Source organism: Myxococcus qinghaiensis (genome assembly GCF_024198215.1).
Classification (GTDB): Bacteria; Myxococcota; Myxococcia; order Myxococcales; family Myxococcaceae; genus Myxococcus; species Myxococcus qinghaiensis.
In genome coordinates, this window is record NZ_JAKCFA010000027.1 from 72,750 (window position 1) to 98,041 (window position 25,292).

General features: G+C 70.4%; 15 protein-coding genes. 7 read left to right on the forward strand and 8 right to left on the reverse strand.

The window, feature by feature from the left end; all coding sequences use genetic code 11:
* Positions 1 to 10: 10 nt before the first annotated feature.
* The 3 genes from LZ199_RS37935 to LZ199_RS37945 all read right to left on the reverse strand — a co-directional run bounded on the left by LZ199_RS37935 (position 11) and on the right by LZ199_RS37945 (position 2,879).
* On the reverse strand, positions 11 to 721 hold the full coding sequence (locus LZ199_RS37935) for a hypothetical protein (protein ID WP_253998677.1): 711 nt from the start codon (positions 719 to 721) through the stop codon (positions 11 to 13).
* Between the two features lie 194 nt (positions 722 to 915).
* Positions 916 to 1,725 carry an SAM-dependent methyltransferase gene (locus LZ199_RS37940; RefSeq protein WP_253998678.1) on the reverse strand — a complete coding sequence of 270 codons (810 nt, stop codon included), beginning with the start codon at positions 1,723 to 1,725 and terminating at the stop codon, positions 916 to 918.
* A 44-nt stretch (positions 1,726 to 1,769) separates the two neighbouring features.
* Positions 1,770 to 2,879 (reverse strand): Kelch repeat-containing protein, encoded by a 1,110-nt coding sequence (locus tag LZ199_RS37945; RefSeq protein WP_253998679.1) that lies wholly within the window; start codon positions 2,877 to 2,879, stop codon positions 1,770 to 1,772.
* Between the two features lie 371 nt (positions 2,880 to 3,250).
* On the opposite strand from LZ199_RS37945, the gene LZ199_RS37950 reads away from it, so the two are divergent.
* From LZ199_RS37950 to LZ199_RS37960, 3 genes are all read left to right on the forward strand, one after another.
* Positions 3,251 to 6,505, forward strand: a complete 3,255-nt coding sequence (locus LZ199_RS37950) for an RCC1 domain-containing protein (protein WP_253998680.1) — start codon at positions 3,251 to 3,253, stop codon at positions 6,503 to 6,505.
* Between the two features lie 60 nt (positions 6,506 to 6,565).
* On the forward strand, positions 6,566 to 9,853 hold the full coding sequence (locus LZ199_RS37955; protein WP_253998681.1) for an RCC1 domain-containing protein: 3,288 nt from the start codon (positions 6,566 to 6,568) through the stop codon (positions 9,851 to 9,853).
* A 150-nt stretch (positions 9,854 to 10,003) separates the two neighbouring features.
* Positions 10,004 to 13,273 carry an RCC1 domain-containing protein gene (locus LZ199_RS37960; protein WP_253998682.1) on the forward strand — a complete coding sequence of 1,090 codons (3,270 nt, stop codon included), beginning with the start codon at positions 10,004 to 10,006 and terminating at the stop codon, positions 13,271 to 13,273.
* Between the two features lie 96 nt (positions 13,274 to 13,369).
* On the opposite strand, the gene LZ199_RS37965 is transcribed toward LZ199_RS37960, so the two are convergent.
* The 3 genes from LZ199_RS37965 to LZ199_RS37975 form a co-directional block, all read right to left on the reverse strand.
* Positions 13,370 to 15,199, reverse strand: coding sequence for a putative Ig domain-containing protein (locus tag LZ199_RS37965; RefSeq protein ID WP_253998683.1), 1,830 nt, complete (start codon positions 15,197 to 15,199; stop codon positions 13,370 to 13,372).
* Positions 15,200 to 15,219: 20 nt separating this feature from the next.
* Positions 15,220 to 16,149, reverse strand: a complete 930-nt coding sequence (locus LZ199_RS37970) for a right-handed parallel beta-helix repeat-containing protein (RefSeq protein ID WP_253998684.1) — start codon at positions 16,147 to 16,149, stop codon at positions 15,220 to 15,222.
* Positions 16,150 to 16,388: 239 nt separating this feature from the next.
* Complete coding sequence (locus LZ199_RS37975; RefSeq protein WP_253998685.1) at positions 16,389 to 17,417, reverse strand: coiled-coil domain-containing protein; 1,029 nt, start codon at positions 17,415 to 17,417, stop codon at positions 16,389 to 16,391.
* 260 nt (positions 17,418 to 17,677) lie between these two features.
* On the opposite strand from LZ199_RS37975, the gene asnS reads away from it, so the two are divergent.
* Positions 17,678 to 19,078, forward strand: coding sequence for an asparagine--tRNA ligase (gene asnS, locus LZ199_RS37980; RefSeq protein ID WP_253998686.1), 1,401 nt, complete (start codon positions 17,678 to 17,680; stop codon positions 19,076 to 19,078).
* A gap of 57 nt (positions 19,079 to 19,135) precedes the next feature.
* The gene (locus LZ199_RS37985; protein WP_253998687.1) at positions 19,136 to 20,719 is read left to right on the forward strand and encodes a hypothetical protein; all 1,584 of its coding nucleotides are present in this window, start codon (positions 19,136 to 19,138) and stop codon (positions 20,717 to 20,719) included.
* Positions 20,720 to 20,738: 19 nt separating this feature from the next.
* On the opposite strand, the gene LZ199_RS37990 is transcribed toward LZ199_RS37985, so the two are convergent.
* Complete coding sequence (locus LZ199_RS37990) at positions 20,739 to 22,493, reverse strand: CotH kinase family protein (RefSeq protein WP_253998688.1); 1,755 nt, start codon at positions 22,491 to 22,493, stop codon at positions 20,739 to 20,741.
* Between the two features lie 161 nt (positions 22,494 to 22,654).
* On the opposite strand from LZ199_RS37990, the gene LZ199_RS37995 reads away from it, so the two are divergent.
* On the forward strand, positions 22,655 to 23,233 hold the full coding sequence (locus LZ199_RS37995; protein WP_253998689.1) for a pyridoxamine 5'-phosphate oxidase family protein: 579 nt from the start codon (positions 22,655 to 22,657) through the stop codon (positions 23,231 to 23,233).
* 60 nt (positions 23,234 to 23,293) lie between these two features.
* Here the strand turns inward: LZ199_RS37995 and LZ199_RS38000 are convergent, their stop codons facing one another.
* Positions 23,294 to 23,965 (reverse strand): abortive infection system antitoxin AbiGi family protein, encoded by a 672-nt coding sequence (locus LZ199_RS38000; protein WP_253998690.1) that lies wholly within the window; start codon positions 23,963 to 23,965, stop codon positions 23,294 to 23,296.
* A gap of 279 nt (positions 23,966 to 24,244) precedes the next feature.
* Here LZ199_RS38000 and LZ199_RS38005 point away from each other — a divergent pair, with 279 nt between their 5' ends.
* Positions 24,245 to 25,162 carry a hypothetical protein gene (locus LZ199_RS38005; RefSeq protein WP_253998691.1) on the forward strand — a complete coding sequence of 306 codons (918 nt, stop codon included), beginning with the start codon at positions 24,245 to 24,247 and terminating at the stop codon, positions 25,160 to 25,162.
* Positions 25,163 to 25,292: the final 130 nt, after the last annotated feature.

Here is a 25,292-nt window from a genome sequence, read left to right on the forward strand (position 1 = left end):
CTGTCCCGCATCACTCCTCGTCGGAGTTGCCGCTGCCGCCGTAGCCGCGGGCCTCGCCGTTCAGCTTCTCCCAGTCGGAGCGGGCCTGGCGCTCGACGCGAAGGCGCTCATCCACCTGGCGCTGCGCCTCCTCCGTGTTGCGCTGGGCGTTGGCCACCGCGCTGGTGAACTCGGCCTCCGACAGCTCCTTGGCGCGCACGTCGTCGCTGTTGCGCAGCGCCACCAGCTCGGTCTGACGCAGGCGTGCGTCGGCCAGCTCCAGCTCGCGCTGGCGCAAGTCCCTGCGGGCCTTCTGCGTTTCAATGGCGCGCTGACGCCACAGGAGCTGGGCGTGAGCGGCCGCCTGCCTGGTCTCCATGGTCTTCAGCTCGGCCTGGGCTTGCGAGATGTTGGACGCCCGGCCGGTCGCCTGCGCGGCCTCGACGGCCGTCTTGTTCGCCTCCGTGGAGAGCTTCGCGGCTTCTTCATTGCGCTCGGCGACCTGGGCCGCGCGCTCCGCATCCTTCACGGCGACCTCCGCGCGCTTCACCTCGTCCTGGGCCTTGAGCCGCTCCGCCTGGGCGTTGCGCACGTCGCCCAGCTGCGACTCGGGCACCCGAGCCATCCAGGATTCATCGACCTGCTGCTTGCTCGCGGAGCGCGATGAGCTGCATCCGCCGAGCACCAGGGCCGTTCCCAACACCACACCTGTCAGCACCTGACGCCTTCTGTTCTGGAACATGTTTCCTCCTCACGTCGCGAGTCGTTGCCTGCTCGACACGGTAGGCACTCAGCGGTGGTGAGGCAGTCGGCACTGCAGTGCATCGGGTGGTCGCCCCGTCAGCAGCCGAGCGATGGCCCTGTCGACTCCCAGGGGGATGCCACCCCCGGAGGAGGGCCTGCTCGCCGGCCTGCTCCCCCAGGTGTCGCGCGGGCTCAGCGCTTCTCGAGGATGACCGCGTAGAACTCGATGCCGACGCCCTCGCGGTCCTCCTCGGTGATGTGGTTCAGCGGCAGGCCCAGGAACTCCCGCACCGTCATCACCCCGCCGGGGCCGGGCGTCCAGGGGCCGCACAGGTCCAGGTACTCGCGCAGCGAGTAGAGCTGGAAGGACTCGCCCATCTTCTGGAACATGCCGACGAACTGCTCCCACTTCGGCGTGCTCAACCCGGGGGCCTTCGTCTCGAAGGTCGCGAAGAGCTTCGAGCCGGGCGCGGCCCAGTCATACAAATCCTTGAAGAACTTCCGGTTCTCCTCCGAGGAGAGGAACACGGTGATGCCGTTGGCGCCGAAGGCCACGCGGCGCTCTCCGTCCAGGAAGGCCTGCACGTCGGGGCGGCGCAGGAAGTCGCCCGCGGAGCGGATGTCGCACTCCATGTAGCGCGTGTTCGGATTGTCCCCGAGCAGGTGCTTGCCGGTGGAGATGGTGAGCGGGTTGATGTCGGTGTAGAGCACCTTGGCCTGGGGCAGCACGGAGTGGACGTGGTCGCTCGTGGGCAGGCCGGACGCGAAGTCCACCCAGTGGTGGAAGCCGTCCGAGGACAGGCGCTGGGCGGCGGAGCGCAGGCAGCCGCGCAGCATGCGCAGCCACTTCCGGGTGGAGGGCACCAGCGAGAACATGAACTCCGCGGCCTGTCGGTCCACCTCGAAGTGGTGGGTGCCTCCCAGGGTGTAGTCGTAGATGCGGGCGGCGTCGGGCACGTGGGGATTGACGCCTGGGATGCGGGCCAGCTCCGGGTTGTCCATGCTGTCTCCGTCGGGGTGTGGGCTGAGGAAAAGAGGGACGGCCTTCAGGGCCGCCAGATTTCGGAGGTGGTCTCCAGCGAGCCATCGGGCGCGACGCGCGTGGTGCCCGCGACCAGGTACGCGCCGTCGCCCAGCGGGACGACCAGGTGCCCGGCGCGGCCGACGGCGAGCGGCATCCCGGGGCTCCAGCTCCCGGTGTCCGGACTCCACACCTCCACGTCGGTGGCTTCACCGTAGGGGTCCGAGCGCAGCCCACCGGACACCACGGCCCGTCCCTCCGGGAGCGCGGTGAGCGTGAAGCTGGAGCGGGCCAGCCCGAGCGCCCCCGTCGCGGTCCACTGCTCGGTGCGCGGGTCGAAGAGCTCGGCGCTCGTGAGCACGGTGCCGTGGTTCCAGCCGCCCACGACGAGGATGCGTCCATCGGACAGGGTGACGCCGGCGGCCTCGTCCCGCTCCTCGGTGAGCGGATGGGGCGCGGTCCTCCACGTCCGGCCCGAGGGCTCGAAGACTTCGGTGCTCACGTTGAGCGGAGGCGCCAGATGCTGGCCTTCGATGACGGCGAAGCCGAAGCCGTTGTCACGTCCACCGGCGATGACGATGCGCTCACCGCTCACGCACACGGGGCCGGTGTGGAAGATGCGGACCGTCTGGCCCGCGGGCTCCCACGCCGTGGCGCCGGGGCGCAGCCATTCCGCGCGCGTTCCCCGCTCCAGGTCATCGTCATGGTCCGCGCCCAGCACCACCACGGTGCCGTCCGGCAGCACGTGCGCGACGGGGTTCGAGCGCGCCGCCCGCAGCGTCGGACCTGGAACGAAGCGCCGGGTGTCCGGCTCCCAGAAGAGGGTGCTGTCCAGCTCCGGGCGCGGGTTGTCCCGTCCGCCGATGAGCAGCACGCGGCCGTCCGGCAGCGCCACCGCGGCGTGGTCCTGACGGGGCTCGGGAAGGGGAGACACCTCCAACCACTCCTCCCGCGCGGTGTCCCAGAGCGCCGCGCCCGCCGAGGTCCGGGGCGTGGCGCCGCCGCCGTCCTTGTGCCAGCCCTGTCCCCCCGCGAGCAGCGCCCCGCCGGCGACGGCCGTCAGGCTGAACCCGTCGAGCCAGAGGCCGGAGTACGGGACGCGCCTGCGCGCGGTGGAGGGAGGGCGGGAAGTCATGGCGCCATCGTATTCCGACCCCGCCCTCGGGCGCTCCTGGACGGGGGAGGTCTCCGGTGACCTGGAGGTGGGGAGGCGGGGCGGTGGCGCTCGGGGCAGACGGGTGGCGCGGGAGGACGGCGGGGCCTGGAATCACAACCTGGGAGGGTGGGCGAGGCGGGGGTGTCCTGTGCAAAGGCTTGTCTCGCGAGCAGGTCCGGTGGTTGTCTGGCCGTTCGAGCCGTGCCGAGAGAGGGGGAGCCGACGTGACTGTCTGGGGTTGTCGGCTCGGCGCCTTCCCGGCGCGCCGGGGCTCGTGACAGGAATTGCAAGACCCGTGGTCTGGAGCAGGGGGACTCATGCGACAAAATGGGAGAAGTGTGTCTGGCCTCATGGCGTGGTGCGGGGTGTTGTGCGCGCTATGGCTGGTGGGGTGCACCGAGCGCGGCGCGAGTGACAGCGCGGCGCGGCTCGCGTCGTCGCGCGCGGCGGAGGGCGTCGCCCGGCAGGGCACGGTGCTCGCGGGGCGCAATCACACCCTGGCGCTGCGCCTGGACGGGACGGTGTGGGCCTGGGGTGGCAACACCTTCGGGCAGCTGGGCAATGGCACCCTGCGCCCCCGGCCCACGCCGGTGCGGGTGTGGCGGCTGTCCAGCATCAGCGCCATCGGCGCGGGGGAGCAGCACTCGCTGGCCTTGAAGTCGGACGGGACGGTGTGGTCCTGGGGTTGGAACAACAACGGCCAGCTCGGAGATGGCGGCCTCGTCTCGCGCTCGGTGCCCGCGGCCGTGTCGGGGCTGACGAACGTGGTGTCCATCGCGGCCGGGTTCTCCCACTCCCTGGTGCTCAAGTCGGACGGCACCGTCTGGGCCTGGGGCCTCAACGCGGCGGGACAGCTGGGGGATGGGACGACGACGCGACGCCTGTCACCCGTCCAGGTGCAGGGCCTGTCCGGCGTGGTGGCGATTGCCGCGGGCAACGTGCACTCGCTGGCGCTCACGGCGGATGGGCGGCTGTGGACGTGGGGTGGCAACGTGGACGGCCAGCTCGGCACGGGGACCCTGGTGGGCCGCACGCTGCCCGGGTTCCTGTCCGGCATGTCGGGCGTGACGGCGCTGTCGGGCGGAGGCTCGCACTCGGTGGTGCTGAAGAATGACGGCACGGTGTGGAGCTGGGGGAAGAACGACGAGGGACAGCTGGGCCTGGGCACCACGACGGCCAGCCTCGTCCCCGCGCAGGTGCCGGGGCTGACGGGCGTGGCGGCGGTGGTGGGCGGCGGCCAGCACTCGGTGGCCTTGAAGGTCGACGGCACGGTGTGGGCCTGGGGAAGCAACCAGCGCGCGCAGCTGGGTGACGGGACGCAGACGCAGCGGCTGTCGCCGTTCCAGGTGCCGGGGCTCACGCAGGTCAAGGGCGTGTCGGCGGGAGGCGGGCAGCACTCGGTGGCGGTGAAGGCGAACGGCGACTTGTGGGCCTGGGGCTCCAACACCGAAGGCCAGGTGGGGGACGGCACGTATCTGATGAAGCTCACGCCCACGCTGACGCGAGGGCTGTTGGACCGCGTGGAGGTCTCCGAGCACTACACCCACTCCGTGGCGACGAAGGTGGATGGGACCGCCTGGGGCTGGGGCGCCAACGGCGACGGCCAGCTCGGAGACGGCACGCTCGTCGCTCGCTGGGCGCCCGTCCAGTCCACGGGGCTGTCCCAGGTGGGCTCGCTCTCCGCGGGCTTCGCGCACGTCGTCGCGCTCCAGGAGGATGGGAGGCTGTGGGCCTGGGGCAGCAATGGCTTCGGTGCGCTGGGCGACGGGACGACGACGTCTCGCCTCCTGCCGACGCTGGTGCCGGGGCCCGTGGTGGCCATGTCGGCGGCGGCGGGCGGGCGGCATACCCTGGCGGTGAAGACAGACGGCTCGGTCTGGGCCTGGGGTGAGAATGCCTTCGGCCAGCTCGGAGACGGGACCCAGGTGACACGCACCTCGCCCGTGCGAATCGCGGGCGTGGAGGGCGTGGTGTCCGTCGTCGCGGGCACCTCGCATTCCCTCGCGTTGAAGGCGGATGGCACCGTCTGGATGTGGGGCTACAACGACACGCTCGAGCTGGACGACGTCACGGGGACGGAGCTGCTCGTGCCCACCCAGGTGGCGGGGCTCTCGGACGTGGTGGCCGTGGCCGCCGGACTCTGTCATTCGCTGGCCCTGAAGGCGGATGGCACCGTCTGGGCCTGGGGGAACAACGACCAGGGCCAACTGGGTGACGGCTCCTTCACGTCCCGGCTGGTGCCCGCCCAGGTGCCGGGGCTGACGGGCGTGGTGGCCCTGGGCGGCGGCGGATTGCAGTCGGGGGCGTTGAAGGCGGATGGCTCGGTCTGGCTCTGGGGCGCGAATGGCGGCGGGCAGCTGGGCGGCGGCATCTCTCCGTCGCGCGCCGTGCCCACGCAGGTGGTGGGCCTCACCGGCGTGCGCACGCTGGCGGTGGGTGGGACGCATTCGCTGGCGGTCAAGGACGACGGCTCCGTGTGGGCCTGGGGAAAGAACAGCACGGGCCAGATTGGCGACGGGAATCAGAACCGCCTGTCGAGCCCGGCGCGCGCCACGGGCCTCACCTCCCGCGCCGTGGAGGCGGGACTGGCGCACTCCCTGTCGGTGACGCTGGACGGGCGGGTGCAGGCGTGGGGGGCCAACGGCGCGGGACAGCTGGGCGACGGCACCATGACGTCCAGGCCGTTGCCCGTCTTCGTGTCGGGGCTCACGAACGTTGTCGGCGTCTCGGCGGGACAAGGGCACTCGCTGGCGGTGAAGGCGGATGGAACGGTGTGGGCCTGGGGCTCGAACGGCTCGGGGCAGCTCGGGGATGGGACCACCACGGGGCGCCTGACGCCGGTGCAGGTGTCGGCCCTCGGCGGAGTCCTGGCCGTGTCCGCGGGGGCGCTGCACTCGCTGGCGCTCCTGGGCGACGGCACGGTGTGGGCCTGGGGCGCGAATACGTCGGGACAGTTGGGAGATGGCACCTCCACCATGCGCACCACGCCGGTGCAGGTCTTCGGGGTGAGCGAAGCGGCCTCCATCTCCGCGGGCAACAACTTCTCGTTGGCCCTGGCCATGTCCGGGATGGTGTCCTCGTGGGGCAACAACTCGCAGGGACAGTTGGGGAGCGGGAACTTCTCGTCCCGGAACTACGGCGACTACGTGGAGGAGATGAACTCCGTCATCCGCATCGTCGCCGGGGAGACCCATGCCCTGGCCGTGCGCGTGGATGGAACCGTCTGGTCCTGGGGCTCCAACACCTACGGAGAGGCAGGCAACAACCAGACGGGCACCAACGAGTGGCCCGTGAGGACGCTGGCGCAGGCGGGCGCGGTGTCCGTGACGGCGGGCGCGAACTACAGCGTCGCGGTGCTGGCGGGAGGCTCCGTCTGGAGCTGGGGGCGCAATCACCTGGGCCAGTTGGGAGAGGGGAGCACCGCCACGCAGCGGCTGATTCCCACCCACGTTCCCAGCTTCTACGCGCACTCCGTCGCCGCCGGCACCGCGCACACGCATGCGATTCGGGGAGACCGGAGTGTGTGGTCCTGGGGTGACAGCGGCTCGGGGCAGCTCGGCACGGGCCTGTCTCCCGTCCGGGTGTCACCCGTGAGGGTCTGGTAGCGCGGCGTTGGGAGTGGAAGTCCTCGTCGTCGTCGGGCTGTCTGAGAAAAGGGGTGTGCCATGGGCCGTGTCGCGAGACGTGTGTCTGGAAACCCGCTGTCGTGGCTGCTGTGCGTGGTGTGGCTGGCGAGCTGCGCGGAGCCGGGCGACTTCGAGCTGTCCGAGCTGGGCTCGGGGCGCGCGGCGGAGGGCGCGTCGCGGCAGGGCACGGTGCTGGCGGGCCGTCACCACACCCTGGTGTTGAAGTCGGACGGGACGGTGTGGTCCTGGGGTGGCAATACCTTCGGGCAGCTCGGCACGGGGTCCACCGTCGCGAATCCCATGCCCGCCCGCGTGTGGCGGCTGTTCAGCATCAGCGCCATTGGCGCCGGAGAGATGCACTCGCTGGCGTTGAAGTCGGACGGGACGGTGTGGGCCTGGGGCTCCAACACCAATGGCCAGCTCGGAGACGGGAGCACCACGACGCGCCCGGTGCCGGCCCAGGTGCCGGGGCTGGCGAACGTGGTGTCCATCGCCGCGGGCTTCTCCCACTCACTGGTGCTGAAGGCGGACGGGACGGTGTGGGCGTGGGGGCTCAACGCCGCGGGACAGCTGGGCGATGGGACGACGACGCGACGGCTGTCACCCGTGCAGGTGCAGGGGCTGACGGGCGTGAAGGAGATCGCCGCCGGCAACGTGCACTCGCTGGCGCTCACGGCGGACGGAAAGCTGTGGACGTGGGGAGGCAATGTGGATGGCCAGCTCGGCACGGGCAACGTGACGGGCCGCACCCAACCCGGAGCCCTGGTGGGGCTGACGGGCGTGACGGCGCTTTCGGGCGGAGGCTCCCACTCGATGGTGCTGAAGAACGACGGCACCGTGTGGGCCTGGGGGAAGAATGACGAGGGGCAGCTGGGCCTGGGCACCACGACGGCCAGCCTCGTCCCCGTCCAGGTGCCAGGGCTGACGGGCGTGGCGGCGGTGGTGGGCGGCGGCCAGCACTCGGTGGCGCTGAAGTCGGATGGGACGGTGTGGGCCTGGGGCAGCAATGTGAGGGCGCAGCTGGGAGACGGGACGCAGACGCAAAGGCTGTCACCGTTCCAGGTGCCGGGCCTCACGCAGGTGCGAGGCGTCTCGGCGGGTGGCGGCCAGCACTCGGTGGCGGTGAGTGGCACCGGAGAGGTGTGGACCTGGGGCTCGAACACCGAGGGCCAGTGCGGAGATGGGACCTATCTGATGAAGCTCGTTCCCATGCAGACGCGGGGGCTGTTGGAGCGGGCGGAAGTCTCCGCGGGGGGCAGCCACTCCCTGGCCATCCAGGCGGATGGCACGGCGTGGGCCTGGGGCTCGAACGACCAGTCGCAGCTCGGAGACGGGACGGCCGTGGCGCGCGGGGTGCCTGTCCCCATCACCCCGTTGACGCAGGTGGCGGCCGTGGCGGCGGGGACCTTCCACTCGGTGGCGCTCAAGGAGAACGGCTCGGTGTGGAGCTGGGGCTCGAACAGCTGGGGGGCGCTGGGAGACGGGACGAACATCACCCGGAACCGGCCGGTCAAGGTGGGAACGCTCACCGCGACGGCCGTGGCGGTGGGGGCCTTTCATTCCCTGGCATTGAGTACGGATGGCTCGGTCTGGGCGTGGGGAGACAACGAGCTGGGGCAGCTCGGGGACGCGAATCCCCGCTTCCTGTCCCGGACGACGCCTGTGCGAGCACAGGGCCTGGATGGCGTCGTGGCGGTTTCGGCGGGAGTCGAGCACTCGCTGGCGTTGAAGGCGGATGGCACGGTCTGGGTCTGGGGCCGGCAGGACACGTGTGAGGACGTCGAGGATCCAGGCCGGTTGGTGTGGGCGCCCGAGCAGGTGCTGGGGCTCACGGACGTGGTGGCGGTGGGCGCGGGGGTCTGTCATTCGCTGGCGTTGAAGGCGGACGGCACCGTGTGGGCCTGGGGAAGCAACGCGAAGGGCCAGTTGGGGGACGGCGGCTTCACGTCGCGACTGGCTCCGGCGCGGGTGCCAGGGCTCACGGGCGTGGTGGAGCTGTCGGTGGGCGCGGAGACAGTCCTCGTTCGGAAGGCCGATGGCACGGTGTGGGGTTGGGGAGACAATACGCGAGGGCAGGCGGGCGGCGGTGCCTCCGCGGCGCGGACGACTCCGGTGCAGGTGCCCGCGCTCACCGGTGTCAGGGCGGTGTCGGCGGGTGCCGGGCACGCCCTGGCCGTGCGGGACACCGCGACGGTCTGGGCCTGGGGCTCCAATGCGGAGGGCCAGGTGGGAGATGGGGTGGTGGGCTGGCAGGTGCTGCCGGTGCGCTCGGTGCTCGCGGCCTCACGAGGCCTGTCCGCGGCGTATCAGTTCTCACTCGGCATCGCGTTGGATGGAACGGTCCAGGGCGTCGGGGCGAACGGCTCCGGCCAGTTGGGCGACGGGAGCGTGTTGAATCGCGCGACGCCCGTGGCCTCGGCGGGGCTCACCGAGTGTCGAGCGATTGCCGGCGGACAGGGGCACGCGGTGGCGCTCAAGACGGACGGGCGCCTCTATGCGTGGGGCTCGAATCAGGAGGGCGAGCTGGGGGACGGGACGACGGTGTCCCGGGCGTTGCCCGCGTTGATTCCCTCGCCCGTCGGAGTGATGTCCATCGCGGTGGGGAGCCGGCACTCGCTGGCCCTGCTGGGAGACGGAACGGTCCAGTCCTGGGGCTCCAACCTCCAGGGTCAACTGGGGGATGCGACGACGGTGTCTCGAATCGTGCCCGTCGGCGTCCAGGGCCTCACGGGCGTGTCGGCGGTCGCCGCGGGCGAGGGCTTCTCGCTCGCGCTCAAGCACGACGGCACCGTGTGGGGCTGGGGGAACAATGCGCTGGGGCAGTTGGGAGATGGGACGACGACGCGGCAGACGGTGCCGGTGCAGACCCAAGGACTCACGGGCGTGACGGCCCTCTCCGCCGGACGCACGCATGCGCTGGCCTTGAAGGGAGATGGCACGCTCTGGAGCTGGGGCTCCAATACGTATGGCGAGCTGGGGGACGGCACGCAGGTCCGCAAGCTGTTGCCCGTGCAGGTGAGCTCGGTGACAGGCGTTGTCACCCTGGACGCGGGGGAGCATCACAGCCTCGCCGTGACGACGGGCGGCAAGGTCTGGTCCTGGGGCCGCAACCAGCATGGACAGCTTGGCAGCGGCGTGAAGTCCCACTGGCGGCTCTTGCCGGCGCAGGTGGTCGGGCTGACGGGCGCGGTGGCCGTGGGCGCGGGCGGTGAGCACTCGGTCGCGGTGCTCTCGGACCGGAGTGTCTGGGCCTGGGGAAACAGCGGCATGGGACAACTGGGCACGGGCCTCTCCGACGTGCGCGCGGTGCCCGTGCAGGTCTGGTAGCGCGAAGGGCGTGAGGAACTCCGGACGGGGCCTCTCGTCGTGGCGAGCGCCCTGTCCGGGGCGGGCCCCTGCTTGTCGTTTCCCGCCGGGGATGTTTGGCTCCAGGGGTCGTCCCAGAGGGGGAGTCCCATGACACGTATTGCTGGAGCCATGAGGTGGTGTGGACTGCTGTGTGCGCTGTGGATGGCGACAGCAGGCGCCGCGCAGCCCGTCAAGACGAACCCCGTGGGCGTGAAGGCGCGGTTCGTCGAGGGAGGCTCGCGACAGGGCTGGGTCCTGGGTGGGCGCCTTCATACGCTGGCCCTCCGTCCCGACGGCACGGTGTGGGCCTGGGGCTCCAACTCCCAGGGACAGCTTGGCCATGGCACGACCTGGGACAGTCCGAAGCCGGTCCGCGTGTGGAAGCTGTCCAGCATCAGCGCCATCGGCGTGAGTGAGAACCACTCCCTGGCGCTGAAGTCGGACGGGACGGTGTGGGCCTGGGGCGTCAACACCCAGGGCCAGCTGGGAGACGGGAGCACCACGTCTCGCTCGGTGCCAATCCAGGTGCCGGGGCTGACGAACGCGGTGTCCATCGCCGCGGGCTTCAATCACTCGCTGGGATTGAAGGCGGACGGGACGGTGTGGGCGTGGGGGCTCAACGCCGCGGGGCAGCTGGGCGATGGGACGACGACGCGGCGCCTCACTCCCGTCCAGGTGCAGGGGCTGACCGGCGTGGTGGCGATTGCCGCGGGCAACGTGCACTCGCTGGCACTCACCGCGGACGGGAAGCTGTGGACGTGGGGCGGCAACGTGGACGGCCAGCTCGGCACGGGAGACGCCGTGGGGCGCAGCCTGCCCGGCGCGTTGCAGGGCTTCACCGGCGTGGTGGGCCTGTCGGGTGGTGGCACCCATTCGGTGGCGGTGAAGCTGGACGGCACGGTCTGGACCTGGGGAAGGAACGACTTCGGGCAGCTGGGCCTGGGCAGCTCCACGTCGGTGCTCGTCCCCACGCAGGTCCCCGCGCTGGGTGGAGTCGTCGCGGTCATCGGCGGTGACAAGCACACGGTCGCGCTGAAGGCGGAGGGCACCGTGTGGACGTGGGGACTCAACAACAACGGGCAGCTCGGAGACGGCACCCTGGTGAATCGTCTGTCTCCGGTGAAGGTGCCCGGGCTGACGGACATCAAGGGCGTCTCGGCGGGGTTCCTTCACTCGGTGGCGATGCGGGCGAGCGGAGAGATTCTGGCCTGGGGTTCCAGCTCGGCCGGGCAGGTGGGGGACGGCACCGTGGTGGCGAGGCACTCCCCGACGCGCGTGGCGGCGTGGTCGGAGCCCGCGCCCCTCTCGGGAGGTGGGTCGCACTCCCTGGTCTTGAGGAAGGACCCCGCGGGCAACGGGCTGTGGTCCTGGGGCTCCAACACCGTTGGCCAGCTCGGGAGGAACTCCCCGCCCAGCTCATGGGCTCCGGAGCAGGCGCACCGACTCCTCGACGTCGCGGGAGTCTCCGCGGGAGGGGCCCACTCCCTGGCACTCAAGTCGGACGGCACGGTCTGGGCCTGGGGCTTCAACCGCCGGGGCCAGGCGGGAGATGGCACCGTCTCGGACGAGAAGCGGCAGCCGGTGGCGGTGACGGGCCTGGCCTCCATCACCGCCGTCAGTGCCGGGGATGTCCATTCGCTGGCGCTCGGCGCCGACGGGACTGTGTGGGCCTGGGGCGCCAACAACTTTGGCCAGCTGGGAGATGGCACCACCCTCCAGCGCATCACTCCGGTGCGGCTCTCGGGCATCGACGGGGTTGTCTCGCTGTCGGCGGGACTGGCGCAGTCGGTCGCCGTGCGCGCGGATGGCACCGTCTGGGCCTGGGGCTCCCAAGGGACGGCCGACACGCCGACGACGGGACTGAAGCAGAAGTCACCCACGCAGGCGCAGGGCCTCTCCGACGTCGTCGCTGTCTCCGTCGGCGGCGTCCACGCCCTGGCGCTCAAGTCGGACGGCACCGTGTGGGCCTGGGGAAACAACGACAGGGGCCAGTTGGGGGATGACACCCGCGTCTCCCGCCTGACACCCGCGCAGGTGCCAGGCGTGACGGGCGTCGTGGCGGTGGCGAGCGGCGGCCGGCACTCGCTGGCCTTGAAGTCCGACGGGACGGTGTGGGGCTGGGGGGACAACACGCACGGCGAGCTCGGTCCGTCCCAGGCCCTCGGCTTCGCGCGCCCCGAGCCCATCCCAGGCCTCGCGGCGGTGCGCTTCCTCTCCGCTGGTGAGCGGCACTCGCTGGCCCTCACCTCGGATGGGAAGGCGTGGGGCTGGGGACACGATGACGTCGGCCAGGTCGGCGACGGGGAGCGGGACAACCGCGCCACGAGCCCCACCCCAGCCCTCTTCGACAGCGCGAAGTCGGTGGCGGCGGCGGGCTTCTCCTCCTACGCCTGGAAGGCGGATGGCTCGGTCTGGGCCTGTGGTGCCAATGAGGCGGGCCAGCTTGGAGCGGGCGACGCGCATCCGCGTGGGACGCCCTCGCGGATGGAGGGACTGGACCAGGTGGTGGCCGTCGTCGGGGGCTACACGCACGCGGTGGCGCTGAGGAGGGATGGCAGTGTCTGGGCCTGGGGGAACAACCATCGAGCTCAACTGGGCGATGGAACCACCACGCCGCGCGCCGTCCCCGCGCCCGTGAAGGGACTGGCGAAGGTGACGGCCATCAAGGCCGGCTTCGCGCACACGCTCGCGTTGACGGAAGAAGGCGCGCTCTGGGGGTGGGGCACGGGCGTCAACGGCCAGCTGGGGTCCGGCACGCGGACCTACGAGCGGCTCCCCGTCCAGGTGTCAGGGCTGACGAGCCCCCGAGACTTCGCGGCGGGCTTCGCTCACTCCCTGGCGGTGACGCAGAGCGGAGAGGTATGGGCCTGGGGCGACAACACCGCCGGCCAGCTCGGAGACGGGACGACCCGGGAGCGACTCGTGCCGGGAGTCGTTCCAGGGCTCCAGGACGTGAAGGCCGTGGCGGCGGGTGGCTTGTTCTCGGTTGCCCTGAAGACAGACGGCACGGTGTGGGGCTGGGGCACCAACTCCCGGGGGCAGCTCGGGAAGGAGAGGCGGACGGACTACTTGACGCCCGTGAAGGTGGCCTCGCTCTCCCAGGTCACGGCGCTGGCCGCGGGCGGGGCCCATGTCCTGGCGCTCCTGGCGGATGGCACCGTGCGAGCCTTGGGGGAGGGGACGATGGGGCAGCTGGGCCATGGACAGGAGTTCGCGAGCTTCGTCCCCGTGGCCTGGAATGCGCCGGCGGGAGTCGCCGCCGTCTCGATTTTCGCCGGAGTCGAGCACTCCATCGCGCTGCTCGCGAATGGCACCGTGATGTCCTGGGGCAGTGCCACCCAGGGGCAGTTGTGTCAGGGCGCGTCCGCGGTCCGGGCGACCCCCGTGGCGCTCTGGTAGTCGTCAGGGCTTTCGAGCGGAGTGCGCCGCCACCCGTGAACACGACGCGGACGGTGACTCAGTCCGCGTCGAACACGGGTGGGGCGCGCGTCGTGCTCAGCCCGGCGTCGGTGCTCCCCGGCGCCGTCGGTTCAGCGCGAGCAACAGCAACGTCAGCAGCACTCCGCTCGGAGCACCGGACTGCTGACAGCCGCAGCCCTTGCCGTCGTCCTCGGCCAGGGGCTCGTGGTCGACCTCCAGCGTCAACGGCGCCGCGTCGACTCCACCGAAGCGGGTGTCGCCGCTGTAGGCCGCGCTGATGATGTACTTGCCCGTGTCGGGCGGCACGAGCGTGTGTGTCGCCTCGCGTCCCTTCAAGGTGACGACCTCCAGCACCTCGGTGCCTCGGAAGAACGTCACCGTCCCCGTGGGCTCACCCTGGCCGCCCACCACGCGCGCGGTGATGGACACGGCGTCTCCCACATACGAGGGGTTGGCCGAGGCCTGGAGCTGAAGCGCGGCCTCCTGGAAGTCGGTGGAGCGGGCGACAGCCACGGTGTAGCTCCGGCTCACCGAGCAGCGCCCCCCATCCGTCGCCGTCAGCGTGAAAGGGAAGCTGCCCGGCTGCGTGGGCATGCCCGTGAGGGCTCCGTCGCGAAGCTGGAGTCCTCGGGGCAGGGTGCCATCGAGGACGAACGTCGTCGTGCCCTCGCCGCCTTCATGCACGAACGTCGTCTCCGCGAAGACCTGTCCCGTGGTGCCTGCCGCCAGGCCGGTGGGGCTCAGCGACATGGGCGGGCAGGCGACGGAGAGCGTGAAATCACGCGAGGCCGTGCAGCCGTTTCCATCCGTCGCCGTCACCGTGAAGGGGTGGTCGCCGCCCTCCTCGGGAGTGCCCGAGAAGACGCCGCCCTCCAGTCGGAAGCCCCGAGGCAGCGTGCCTGAGACTGTCGAGGTGACGCTGCCCATCGCCCCCAGCACGCCAAGCTCGACCGGCGCGAAGGCGGCGCCCCGAGCAAGCCCTGGAAGCGTCGCGTCCTCCAGCGAGATGGCGCCGGCGGGACATGTCGACGAGGAGCCTCCCGCCATCCGGTTGTCGCCGAAGGACAGGACGGTGCCCGCGCCGATGAGCCGCGTGGTGGCGAGCACGTTGGCGTCCACGGCGGTCCGCGACAGCCGCAGCAACGTCTGGCTCCCGCTCCCCACCGAGGCCGCATGCAGGCCGACACCATTGTGCGTGAGCCGCGCCCGCTCCACGTTGAGTGAGGCCTTGCCGCCATCAATCGTCCGCGCCCAGATGCCGGCCTCGGCGTTGTCGGACGCCGTCAGTTCGTGCACCGTCGCCGTGCCGCCCGCGCCGAGCCAGAGCCCCAGGCGGTTGCTGGAGAGGGTGCTGCGCGAGATGAAGGCCGTCACGGCTCCGGCGGTGCCGCCCACCCGCACGCCAGCGCTCCCATTGCCGGAGGCCACGACATCGTCGACGACGAGCTGGCCGCCCGCCGTGGGCATGAAGCGGATGCCGTCCTGCTGGAAGCCACGGACTTGCGAGCGCTCGACGTGCAGCGCCCGCCCGCTGTTGAACACGATGCCCGTCGTTCCAGGCGGGGTCGCGCTTCCGTTCAGGGACAGCCGACGCAGCACCACCACGTCCTGCGGGCCCGCGCTGATGGTGATGCCCTGGGCGCCGGAGGCGAGCACCTTGCCGCCATCCGGGCCGCCATCAATCGTGATGGCCTTGGTGATGAGCACCGCCCCGAAGACGCCCGGGTCCAGCGCGTCGATTTCTCCGCCCGCGGCTGTCTTGGAGATGGCCCCCGCGAACGTCCGGCAGGGCGCGGTGCGGGAACAGGGGTTCGCGTCGTCGCCCATGCCCGAGACCCAGGTGCGAGTGGCCTGAGCCCACGCGGGAGTGGACGCGCAGAGCGCGACCACGAGGATGCTGCGCAAGTGGACCTCCATCGCGCGGCTCAATTCTGCGGCAGCGTGGAGGAGGGGGCGCCATCCGTGCCGTTGCCCGCGGCGACGCGATTGTTCCCGAACGAGACGACCGGGCCTTCCAGCCCCGGGCCCGTGTTGTGGCCGACCAGCGTGTCGGAGAGGCGCACCTGCGCAGGAGCCTCCGCCTTGATGCCGACGCCGTTCTGCGCCACCATGGCCCGCTCCAGCGTCACCTGAGCCCCGCTCACCGCCAGGAGGCCCTGGGCGGAGTGGCCCACCAGCGTCGTGTCATTCACGGTGACACGCGCGTTGTTCAGCGCGTGGATGCCGATGACACCGGAGGCGAGCTGGCTGTTTCCAATCACCGCCGAGCCGCTCTCCACCAGGATGCTGCCCGCCAGCTCCGCCGGAGTCGCGGGAGTCCTGGCGACCGCCCCATTGAAGGAGACGTTGCGCACGATGAGCTGCACGGCGCCCGCGCCCGGCAGGACGTGGATGCCCGCGCCGGTGAACCCCTGAATCGAGCCGCCCTCCACGTGCACCTTGCTCGCCGCCAGGATGCGGATGCCGTCCAGCCCCGTGGTGCCACCGTTGATGGTGACGTTCCTCAGGATGACGGTGGCGCCGGGGGCATTCACAATCACGCCATTCGTCCCCGAGCTAAGGATGCCTCCGGCGTAGGGGCCGCCATCAATCGTCATGGCCTTGGTGATGGTCACCGTGCCGTAGCCACCCGGGTCCAGCGCGTCGATTTCTCCGCCCGCGGCTGTCTTGGAGATGGCACCCGCGAACGTCTTGCACGGCGCGGTGCGGGAGCAGGGGTTCGCGTCATCCCCCACGCCAGAGACCCAGGTGCGGGTCGCCTGCGCGGACGCGGAGGACCCCAGCAGCAGGCACAGCAGTGCGGGAAGCGCGAACAGAGCGGTCGCGCGAGGACGAACAGCGCCAGGTGAGGACATGGCGGGACACGCTACACCGCTCACGCGACGAGCGACGCATGCCCGCGACTCATCCCCGGACAACCCGAGTCCGTCGGCATTCAGATGATTCATGGTGTTTCAGCCTTTCCGAAGAAGGCCGAGCGCACCCGGAGGAGATGTTTCAGCCTTCGCATGAAGGCTGAACGCACCTGGGCGAAATGCTTCGCACGGGGGCGCCCGCCAGCCTGCGAGCGTCCCCGTGTGTCCCCCCCCGAGGACTACTTCGTCTTGTTGTATTCGCGGCTGGCGATGACGCCCTGCACTTCGGCCAGGGCACGAGCGCCGGAGGCGGACTCGAGCGCCTTCTCCGCGATGGTCTGCACCTGGCGCTTGGCGTCCGTCAGCTCCGCCTGGAGCGACTGGATGGCCTGGGCCTGCTTGGTGGTCGTGTCCTTGAGCGAGGCAATCTCCATGCTGGCCACGCGCTGCGCCGTCTCCGCGTCCTTCGTGGCGAGCGTGAGCTTCAGGTCCCACTCCGCCTTCACGCGGTTGCCGACAATGGCCGCCGCCGTGTCCGCTTCCTTCTTCAGCACGGCCGGGAACTCGGACACCTGCTTGCGCAGCTCCTCCAGCTCCTTCTCGCGCAGCTTCAGCGCCTCCTCGCGCGCGGCCCAGTCCTTCTCCACCTTCTCCTTGCGGTCGCGCTCGGCCGCGGACTGCACGCGCAGGCTCTCCACGAACGCGTCCTGCTCCTTCTTGCGCTGGTTCTGGACGTCGTAGGCGTACTGCTCCTCGGCCCGCTGGCGCGCCACCTGGGCCGCCTCGCGCTCGGTGGCCAGCTCCGTGGCGGCCTTCGCGCGCGTGTCCGCGATGTCCTTGTTCAGCCGCTCCATCTCCTCCTGGAGCTCCGCCTTGCGCTTGTCATACTCCGCCACCAGCACGTCCACGGCGCTGGCCGCCACGTCCTTGCCATGCAGCTCCGACAGCTCGTCCGTCTTGAGCTGGATGGCCTCGTCCAGCTGCTTCATCTCCTCCACCAGCGCGATGACCTGCTCGTTGATGCCCGCGAGCGTCTTGTTGATGGTGAGGCCCGCCTCGGTGACTTTCTTCACCGCGGACTCGGCCGACAGGGTGGCCACGTCCGACAGCACGTTCTTGGCGTGGGTGTCCCGGGCCTCCTGCTCCTTGGCGGGGACGACGGGCTTGTTGCGGGCCTTGCGAGCCAGGTCCTCGAAGGCGGCCTTGGTGGACTCCGAGGAGCGGTTGCGGGCGGCGGACTTGCGGGAAGCGGACTTGCGGGTGGCCATGTGACTCTCCAGGTAGGGCACGGCCAGGCGGGCCTGGGCGGCTCGCGAATGACGTGCGGGTTTCGTGGGATTCGTGGTCCCCTTTCCGGGCGACCATGAGAGAAGAATACCCGTGGGGTCTGACACTGCCTGGCCGGGTTCCAGGCCTCCTGACAGGCCCGGAAACAGGCCTCCTGGGGCCCGGAAAGCCACACCGGGCTTGTCCTTCGGGCCGGCGCGCGGCTAACTCGCCCCCCGAATCCGCTCAAGGGAGAGCGTCAATGCAGGTCGTCAGTGTGAAGCAGGTCCTCGCCGGCGCGGTGGAGGCAGGGACGAGGGTGGAGGTCCGTGGCTGGGTGCGCACCCGGCGCGACTCGAAGGCGGGCATCAGCTTCGTCAATGTCAGCGATGGCTCGGTGTTCGACCCCCTCCAGGTGGTCGCCCCCAATTCGCTGCCCAACTACGAGAAGGAGATCCTCCACCTCACCGCGGGCTGCTCCGTCGTGTGCCGCGGCACGCTGGTGAAGTCCCAGGGCAAGGGCCAGGCCTTCGAGGTCCAGGCCGACGAGGTCCAGGTGCTGGGCTTCGTGGACGACCCGGACACGTACCCCATCCAGCCCAAGCAGCACACGCTTGAGTTCCTGCGCGACGTGGCGCACCTGCGCGTGCGCACCAACACGTTCAGCGCGATTACGCGCGTGCGTCACCGGGCGGCGCAGGCCGTCCACCGCTTCTTCGACCAGGAGGGGTTCTTCTGGGTCAACACGCCCATCATCACCGCGAGCGACGCGGAGGGCGCCGGGCAGATGTTCCGCGTGTCCACGCTGGACACCGTCAATCCGCCCCGCACGCCGGAGGGCAAGATTGACTGGCACAAGGACTTCTTCGGCAAGGAGGCGTACCTGACGGTCTCCGGCCAGCTCAACGTGGAGGCCTACGCCATGGCCATGTCGAAGGTGTACACCTTCGGCCCCACGTTCCGCGCGGAGAACTCCAACACCACGCGCCACCTGGCCGAGTTCTGGATGATTGAGCCGGAGATCGCCTTCGCGGATTTGAACGCGGACGCGGACCTGGCCGAGCGCTTCCTCAAGTCCGTCTTCAAGGCGGTGCTGGAGGACTGCGGCCCGGACTTCAAGTTCTTCGAGGAGCGCGTGCAGAAGGGCGTCACGGAGCGCCTGGAGAAGTTCATCCACTCCAGCTTCGAGCGCCTGACGTACACGGAGGCGATTGAAATCCTCAAGAAGGCGAAGAAGAAGTTCGAGTACGCGCCGGAGTGGGGCAAGGACCTCCAGACGGAGCACGAGCGCTACCTGTCCGAGGAGCACGTGGGGAGGCCCGTGGTGGTGATGAACTACCCGGAGGAGATCAAGGCCTTCTACATGCGCATCAACGAGGACGGGAAGACGGTGGCGGCCATGGACGTGCTGGCCCCCGGCATCGGCGAAATCATCGGCGGCAGCCAGCGCGAGGAGCGGCTGGACGTGCTGGACGCGCGCATGAAGCGCTTCGGCCTGGACCCGGCCCACTACGGCTGGTACCGCGACCTGCGCCGCTACGGCACGGTGCCGCACGCGGGCTTCGGGCTCGGCTTCGAGCGGCTCATCGTCTACATGTGCGGCCTGCAGAACATCCGCGACGCCATTCCCTACCCGCGCGTTCCGGGCTGGGCGCAGTTCTAGTCAGGTGGAGCGACCGGGCACCCGGCCCCGTGACGTATGACGGCCATGGGGTGCTCGATGCTTCAGGGTTTCGCCGCCGGTGGGTGGAGTCGCTCCGCCCACCGGTTCTTTTTTGTCCCGCTCGCGGGCCTGCTGCTGTCCTCGTGCGCGGAGAGTCCTTCCCAGGCCCTCTGTGGCGCAGCCTGTGTGCCGCCGGGCGCGACGCTGCCGGACACCTTCGACGGGGGCGCGCTGGAGCACCGGGTGGCGCCGCGTGAAGGGTGGGGCGGGCTGAAGGTCCGGCTCTCCGGTGACAGGGCCTTCGTGTTGGAGACCACGCGCGACAGCCAGCTCCAGGGGCGCCGCAGGCTCGTCGCGTATGCGTTGGTGTCCAGCAGTGTGCTCTGGAGCCTGGAGGAATCGCCCGGGGAGTTCTTCAGCGACTTCACGCTCCATCCCTCCGGCGACCTCACCCTGGCCGTCGTGCGCACCGAAGCGGAGCGCGGAGGCTATGACCTGCTGCGCCTGTCCACGGAAGGGCAGGTGCTGGCGCGCGCGCAGCTGCCGGACACCGCGACGCTGCCTCCGGGAGACGTGGGAGTGGACCTGCCCGCGCGGCCGTTCCGGATGAAGTCCCGGGAGGTGCACGCGCTGCGGGATGGGTGGCTCAGGACGGAGGCGCGCGGTGAGGACGTGGTGTCGGCCTTCCTGTCGCTCGTGGACGAGCCGTCGACCCGGCCCGGCGGCTCCTCTTCCCTGGTGACAGGCGTGATGGCGCTGCGATGGACGGAAGGGCGCTACGCGGAACAGTGGTCGCGTGTCGTGGACGGACGGCACCGCGTGGAGCCGGCGGTCTGGGCCTATGACGAGTTCCGCTGGCGGGAAGCCCCCGCGAGGCCGCTGCTCGCCGTGGATGGCTGGGATGGCCGCGTCGTGGTGGGACGTACGTGGAACAGCCTCCGGTGTCTGGCCTCGAACGCGCTCTTCCAGCAGCCGTCCCGGACGGAGTGCCTGACGGGCGAGAACGTCACGTCGCCCATGGACACCGAGTATCAACCCTTCGCGTACACGGCCTTCTCTCCCGAGGGGGAGCGCGAGGAGACGCACGCGTTCGTGCCCGCGTCCGTGGCGGAGTTCGTCGTGTTTGACCTGGCGGCGAAGGGCGGGGAGGTGGCGGTGGCGGGGACCGTCGTGCGGCAGGATTCCGAGGGCGTCATCGACTACTACCCGCCGTCCCCGGGCTCCGACGGAAGGATGGCGCCGTATGACGGCTACGTGGCGGTGTTGGGCCGAGGCTCCGGAGTGCCGCGCTTCGAGCGCACCGTGGGCGGCGAGCGCGCGGACCACTTCTCGGCGCTGCGCTGGACGGAGGAGGGGCTGCTCGCGGTGGGGGCCTCCGGCTGGGACCGCTGGCATGGCGGCATGAGCATCAGCCGGGGCTCGGGACCGCTGCTGGCCCTGGTGTCCAAGGATGGTGGAGAGGTGCGGACGCGGAGCCTCCCCCTGGACGGCGGACCGCGACACTTCCACCTGCTGGGCGTGGACGCGCGTGAAGGCGCGGTGCTCGCGGTGGGGTTGGCGGACGCCCCCCTGACGCACTCGGGCGACGGGGGGCAGACGGCGGCGATGACGTTTGGCGGGCTCGTCGTGGACCTGCGCTGACGCGCGGGCCCGCCGGGTGTCACGGAAGCTGGGACTGGATCGCGGGCCAGCGGGTGCGGACCCACTGGCGCACGTACGCCAGCTCCTCCTCGTAGGTGAGGAAGTCCGTGCGCTGGTACCAGGCGGGGAAGTTGCCCTCGCCCACGGTACCGGGCGCGCCCATGGCGCGGTACTCGAGCTGCCAATAGGCCCAGTCGCGCTTCGCGACAGCGGACGTCTCCCGCTCGTAGGTGTCGATGAGGGCGAGCACGGCCTCCAGCCTCAGCTCGTCGCGCAGCAGCGCCTGGTAGCGCTCGCGCATGGGCCCCGCGAAGGTGGGGTCCGCGAGCAGCCGCGCGAAGATGCGGTTGTTCCCGGTGAAGTTGGAGCGCGTCGTCGGCGAGGTGCGCGTGGTGTCGAAGTTCTGGCCGAAGCTCGCGTCCAAGTCCCAGGGGATGAAGCGCCACGGGCCCTGCGTCTTCGGGTCATACGCGTGATAGGCGTTCTTCGAGTGGGAGTCCGTCCCGAGGATGAGCGAGTTGAAGATCCACCAGTCCTCGTAGTCCCGCTGGCGGGTGCGCTGCGGGAAGCCGGCGCGGAACGTCGCGTCGTCGGAGTCCGCCACGAAGGTGATGAAGGCCTCCAGCGTGTCCCAGGCGCGGGGCTGGCCCACCTCCGGTATGCCGACCTTCTTCTCGAAGCCCTCGCGCAGCGACGCCTTGGGCTCGCCGTTCTTGCGGAGGCGGGAGAAGTTGGCGTCGTTCTCCACGGCCTTGAACAGGTCCGAGTCCTTGTCCATGCCGTTCTCCGCCATCATCCGCTTGTGGGGCAGGTCCGCCGCCGTATAGAGGCCGAGGAAGCGGTTGTTGGCATAGAGCACCGCGCTGAAGGTGCGCACGCGGATGTGCTCGGGTGACATCTTGCTCCACAGGTCGAACGCGAGCCGCGTGCGCACATAGGAGTTGTCATTGAACGTGGTGACGAGCGCCACGCGCTTCTTCTTGAGGAAGCCGTCGCCGTAGACGGGCTCGTTGAAGAGGTCCTCGTCCGGGAACTCCAGCGTGAAGCTGCGCTTGGGGAAGGCCCCGGACGTGGCGCCCCGGTACTTGGCTTCGATGTTGTAGGTGCGGCCGCGGTAGATGAGCTGCGCGGGCTTGTCGCTGCCCGAGGTGAGGGGCGGCGTGTAGATGAGGTGGAAGACGGGCAGCCCGTACTCTTCCGTGTACGTCTTCGGGTCGACGATTTTGACGTTGCCCGGGGCGCCGTTGTTCTCCGCCACGCCCACCTTGAGGGTGCCCGTCTCGTTGCTGGTGTGCTCGCGCAGGACGAGGTTCCACACGGCGGCCTGGTCCTTGCCGGGCGTCCAGCGCAGGGTGGCGGTGGCCTCGTCGAACACGGCGCCGGGCGGCAGGTTGTCCACGCTGAAGCGCAGCCCCGGGGTGGTGTTCGCGATGGAGCACGTCACGGTGGCCGTCACGAGCTCGCCCTCCGTCAGCCACCGTGTCTCGCCCGCCGTGGGCGCGCAGACGGTGGGCGCGGGGCCCGCGTCCGGAGGACCGGCGTCCGGAGTGGGGCCAGGGGGCTCACCCGCATCGGGCACGCCCGCGTCTGGGAGCTCCTGAGGGTTGGCGGGGTCCGGGTCGGGAACGTTCCCCGAAGGCCCGGGTACCTCGTCCGGAGGCTCACCGCCAGGTCCGGTAGAGGTGCCACCCCCACAGGCCACCGTCAGACAAACGACACACGCCAGCACGCCTCGAGACAAGCTTCTTCCGGCCACCGTGTTGCTCCCCCGCATCCACCCACCCATGTCGGAGGGGAGGAGATAGGCATCCGGGGAAGCGCTGACAGGCCCCGCCCCCTCTCGGGTGTCGGCTCATGGACGCAAGGGGTGCCATCCCGCCCTGGAGGTGCTTCAGTTCCGTTGAGTCCATTCACCTGTGGGAGAGGACCGCACCGATGGCCACCCAGTTTCCGCACCTCGAGCCCATCCACCGCGACTTCATCCTGCGCCAGCGGATGTTCTTCACGGCCTCCGCCGCCAGTACCGGTCGGGTGAACCTCTCACCGAAGGGGCTCGACTCGCTGCGCGTGCTTGGCCCCAACGAGGTCGTCTACCTGGACCTCACTGGCAGCGGGAATGAGACCGCCGCGCACCTGCGCGCCGATGGACGCCTCACCCTCATGTTCTGCGCCTTCGAGGGGCCTCCCATGATCCTGCGCCTCTATGGACGGGGCCAGGTGCTGCGCCGGGGCAGCACTGAGTACACCCGGCTGCTGGCTTCCGAGTTCGGCGGCGTGGAGCCGCTGGGGGCCCGGCAGATGGTGAAGCTCGACATCGACCTCGTGCAGAAGTCCTGTGGCTACAGCGTGCCCCTCTACGAGTTCAGCGAGGACAGGCCCACGCTCACGCGCTGGGCCGAGAACAAGGGCGAGGAGGGACTGGCGGAGTACCGGCGGAAGAAGAACGCGCGCAGCATCGACGACCTGCCTACCGGCCTCTTCGACGAGGACGACACGCCTCCAGGCGAGCTGTAGCTTCAGACCACGCCCACCTGGACTCCTTCGAAGGCCAGCGTCGCGGCCTCCTCCGGGGGGCTATCCCGCCCTGAGTCGCGCGGAGTCCTCGGCGTGCTTCTCCAGCGCCCGGGCGATCTGCGGCGCGGTCCACAACGGGTCCAGACAGGGGCAGAAGTAGCCGGGGCCGGCCTTTTCGCGCACGGCCCATTCGAAGAAGCCGCGCGCTGTCGGGTGCAGCTCTTCCGGGAGGAAGAGGGCGGCGACGTCATACTCGGTGAAGCGCAGGAGGCCCGGCACGCGCCACTCCCGCTCCCAGTCGAAGCGGTAGCTGTAGGGCGCGTTGTGTTTGTCGCCCTGGACGTCCACGAAGGGGGTCATGGCCCAGAGCGGATGGGCGCGTGAGTCCGGCGCCGCCAGCGCCTGGTCCATCTGGTGCTTCAGGGAGAGGTGCGCGGGAGAGGCGTACTGGACGTACCAGACAGGGCCGCCGCCCTGGGACAGGATGAAGCTCTTGCTGAAGCCGATGCCATACAGGCTGCGGCGCTGGACGAGCCTGCCGAGCTGGTCGAGCGGAATCTCGCTGAAGCAGACCGCGCGGTGCCGGTCCGCGACCTGGGGTTCCTTGCGCGCCAGCCCGAAGCCCTGGGCGCCTGGGATGAGCGTGCGCGTGCCCAGGATGTTCATCATGTTCTGGTAGGCGTCATGGAATGGCGGTCCGGGCTTCGTGAAGTGCACCACGAAGTCAGACATGTCCCGCCACTGTGAATTCGCCTGATATCCCAGCATCGTCAGCCCTGGGGCAATGTCTCGGAGCGGGGAAGTCGATGCAACCCGAGTGCATTCGCGCCTTCATCGCCTGCCCGCCCTCCCGACGGAGGGCCCGGTGCTCGGTGATGGCTGCAAGGTGTCTGGGAGGTGGCTGTCGAAGCCATTCGAGCGCTGGCTCCACCGGGCCGGTGGGGTGTTGGGCGGTGGGCGACATCGCAATCGTTGACGAGCGGAGCGGACCTCCGCGCGGGGGAGCGAGCGATGCGCCACGATGGGCGGTTGTCACCGGTCGAGCTGATGCGGCGTCTCACCCTGTCGCTGGAGCGAATCGCGGCGCATGGGCTCACGAGCGGGGCCATCCAGGGCGCCTCGGAGGGGCTCCAGGCGGAGCTGCCAGGGCTCGACGGGCAGCTCCGTGAGCTCATCCAGGATGTCGTGGCCCTGCTTGCTCGCGAGGTCGAAGAAGCCTCCGAGCGACCTCCCGGCACGTGGTCGCGCTCGCTGGCGGAGAGCGCGGTGAGGGGCGTGGTGGCGGAGCTGCGGCGCTCGATGCCGGGCGCGGATGCGCTGTCCCATGAGCTGCTGGAGCGGGTGAATGCGTGGTTGGACCGCTCCTCCCGGGTGGCGGATCAACGTCAGCGGGAGCTGCGGCAGCCCGGCGCGCGGGCTCGGACGCTGGCCACGGGGGCGGTGCGAGGCGCCGTGCTGGAGCTGGAGCACGAGATGCCCGTGCTGGCGCCCATCGCCTCGGAGGTGGCGTCGCAGGCGGGGCGCGGGCTCGTGGAGGGATTGGGCACGGCCCTGGAGGCGCGCACCGAGCGCATCGACGAGGTGCTGGAGAGGGCGGGGCGGCGGTTCGTCCATGCCGTGGTGGAGCAACTCGAGCTGGAGGTGAAGGCTCGCCGCGAAGGCTCCGACGTGGACGTGGGCCTCGTCGTGGCGACGATGGCCGAGCGCACCGCGACGGCGACGGTGCGAGGTGCCTCCGAGGAGCTGCGACGTCAGCTCCGTGCGACGCGGGAAGAGCTGGGAGACCCTTCGCTGCGCGGCGCCAGCCGTGAGGTGGCGCTGGGCGTGTTCTCCGCGTTGTCGGAGCGACTGAAGGTGCCGCTCGCCATCGCGATGGGCGCGGGAGGCGCGCTCGTGCTCACCGCGTTCACCCTGGCCCGGCGACGCTGAGCTGAGCTGCGTCGAGCTGGGCTGCGTCGCGCTGAGCTGCGTCGCGCTGAGCTGAGCTGCGTCGCGCTGAGCTGCGTCGAGCTGAGCTGTGTCGCGTTGAGCTGCGTCAAGCTGAGCGGGGTCGAGCTGC

What these genes read in the sequence shown, in the direction of transcription:
- LZ199_RS37935 (WP_253998677.1), bottom strand. Translation starts at nt 721, where the DNA reads ATGTTCCAGAACAGAAGGCGTCAGGTGCTGACAGGTGTGGTGTTGGGA.
- LZ199_RS37940 (WP_253998678.1), bottom strand. Translation starts at nt 1,725, where the DNA reads ATGGACAACCCGGAGCTGGCCCGCATCCCAGGCGTCAATCCCCACGTG.
- LZ199_RS37945 (WP_253998679.1), bottom strand. Translation starts at nt 2,879, where the DNA reads ATGACTTCCCGCCCTCCCTCCACCGCGCGCAGGCGCGTCCCGTACTCC.
- LZ199_RS37950 (WP_253998680.1), top strand. Translation starts at nt 3,251, where the DNA reads ATGGCGTGGTGCGGGGTGTTGTGCGCGCTATGGCTGGTGGGGTGCACC.
- LZ199_RS37955 (WP_253998681.1), top strand. Translation starts at nt 6,566, where the DNA reads ATGGGCCGTGTCGCGAGACGTGTGTCTGGAAACCCGCTGTCGTGGCTG.
- LZ199_RS37960 (WP_253998682.1), top strand. Translation starts at nt 10,004, where the DNA reads ATGAGGTGGTGTGGACTGCTGTGTGCGCTGTGGATGGCGACAGCAGGC.
- LZ199_RS37970 (WP_253998684.1), bottom strand. Translation starts at nt 16,149, where the DNA reads ATGTCCTCACCTGGCGCTGTTCGTCCTCGCGCGACCGCTCTGTTCGCG.
- LZ199_RS37975 (WP_253998685.1), bottom strand. Translation starts at nt 17,417, where the DNA reads ATGGCCACCCGCAAGTCCGCTTCCCGCAAGTCCGCCGCCCGCAACCGC.
- asnS (WP_253998686.1), top strand. Translation starts at nt 17,678, where the DNA reads ATGCAGGTCGTCAGTGTGAAGCAGGTCCTCGCCGGCGCGGTGGAGGCA.
- LZ199_RS37985 (WP_253998687.1), top strand. Translation starts at nt 19,136, where the DNA reads ATGCTTCAGGGTTTCGCCGCCGGTGGGTGGAGTCGCTCCGCCCACCGG.
- LZ199_RS37990 (WP_253998688.1), bottom strand. Translation starts at nt 22,493, where the DNA reads ATGCGGGGGAGCAACACGGTGGCCGGAAGAAGCTTGTCTCGAGGCGTG.
- LZ199_RS37995 (WP_253998689.1), top strand. Translation starts at nt 22,655, where the DNA reads ATGGCCACCCAGTTTCCGCACCTCGAGCCCATCCACCGCGACTTCATC.
- LZ199_RS38000 (WP_253998690.1), bottom strand. Translation starts at nt 23,965, where the DNA reads ATGTCTGACTTCGTGGTGCACTTCACGAAGCCCGGACCGCCATTCCAT.
- LZ199_RS38005 (WP_253998691.1), top strand. Translation starts at nt 24,245, where the DNA reads ATGCGCCACGATGGGCGGTTGTCACCGGTCGAGCTGATGCGGCGTCTC.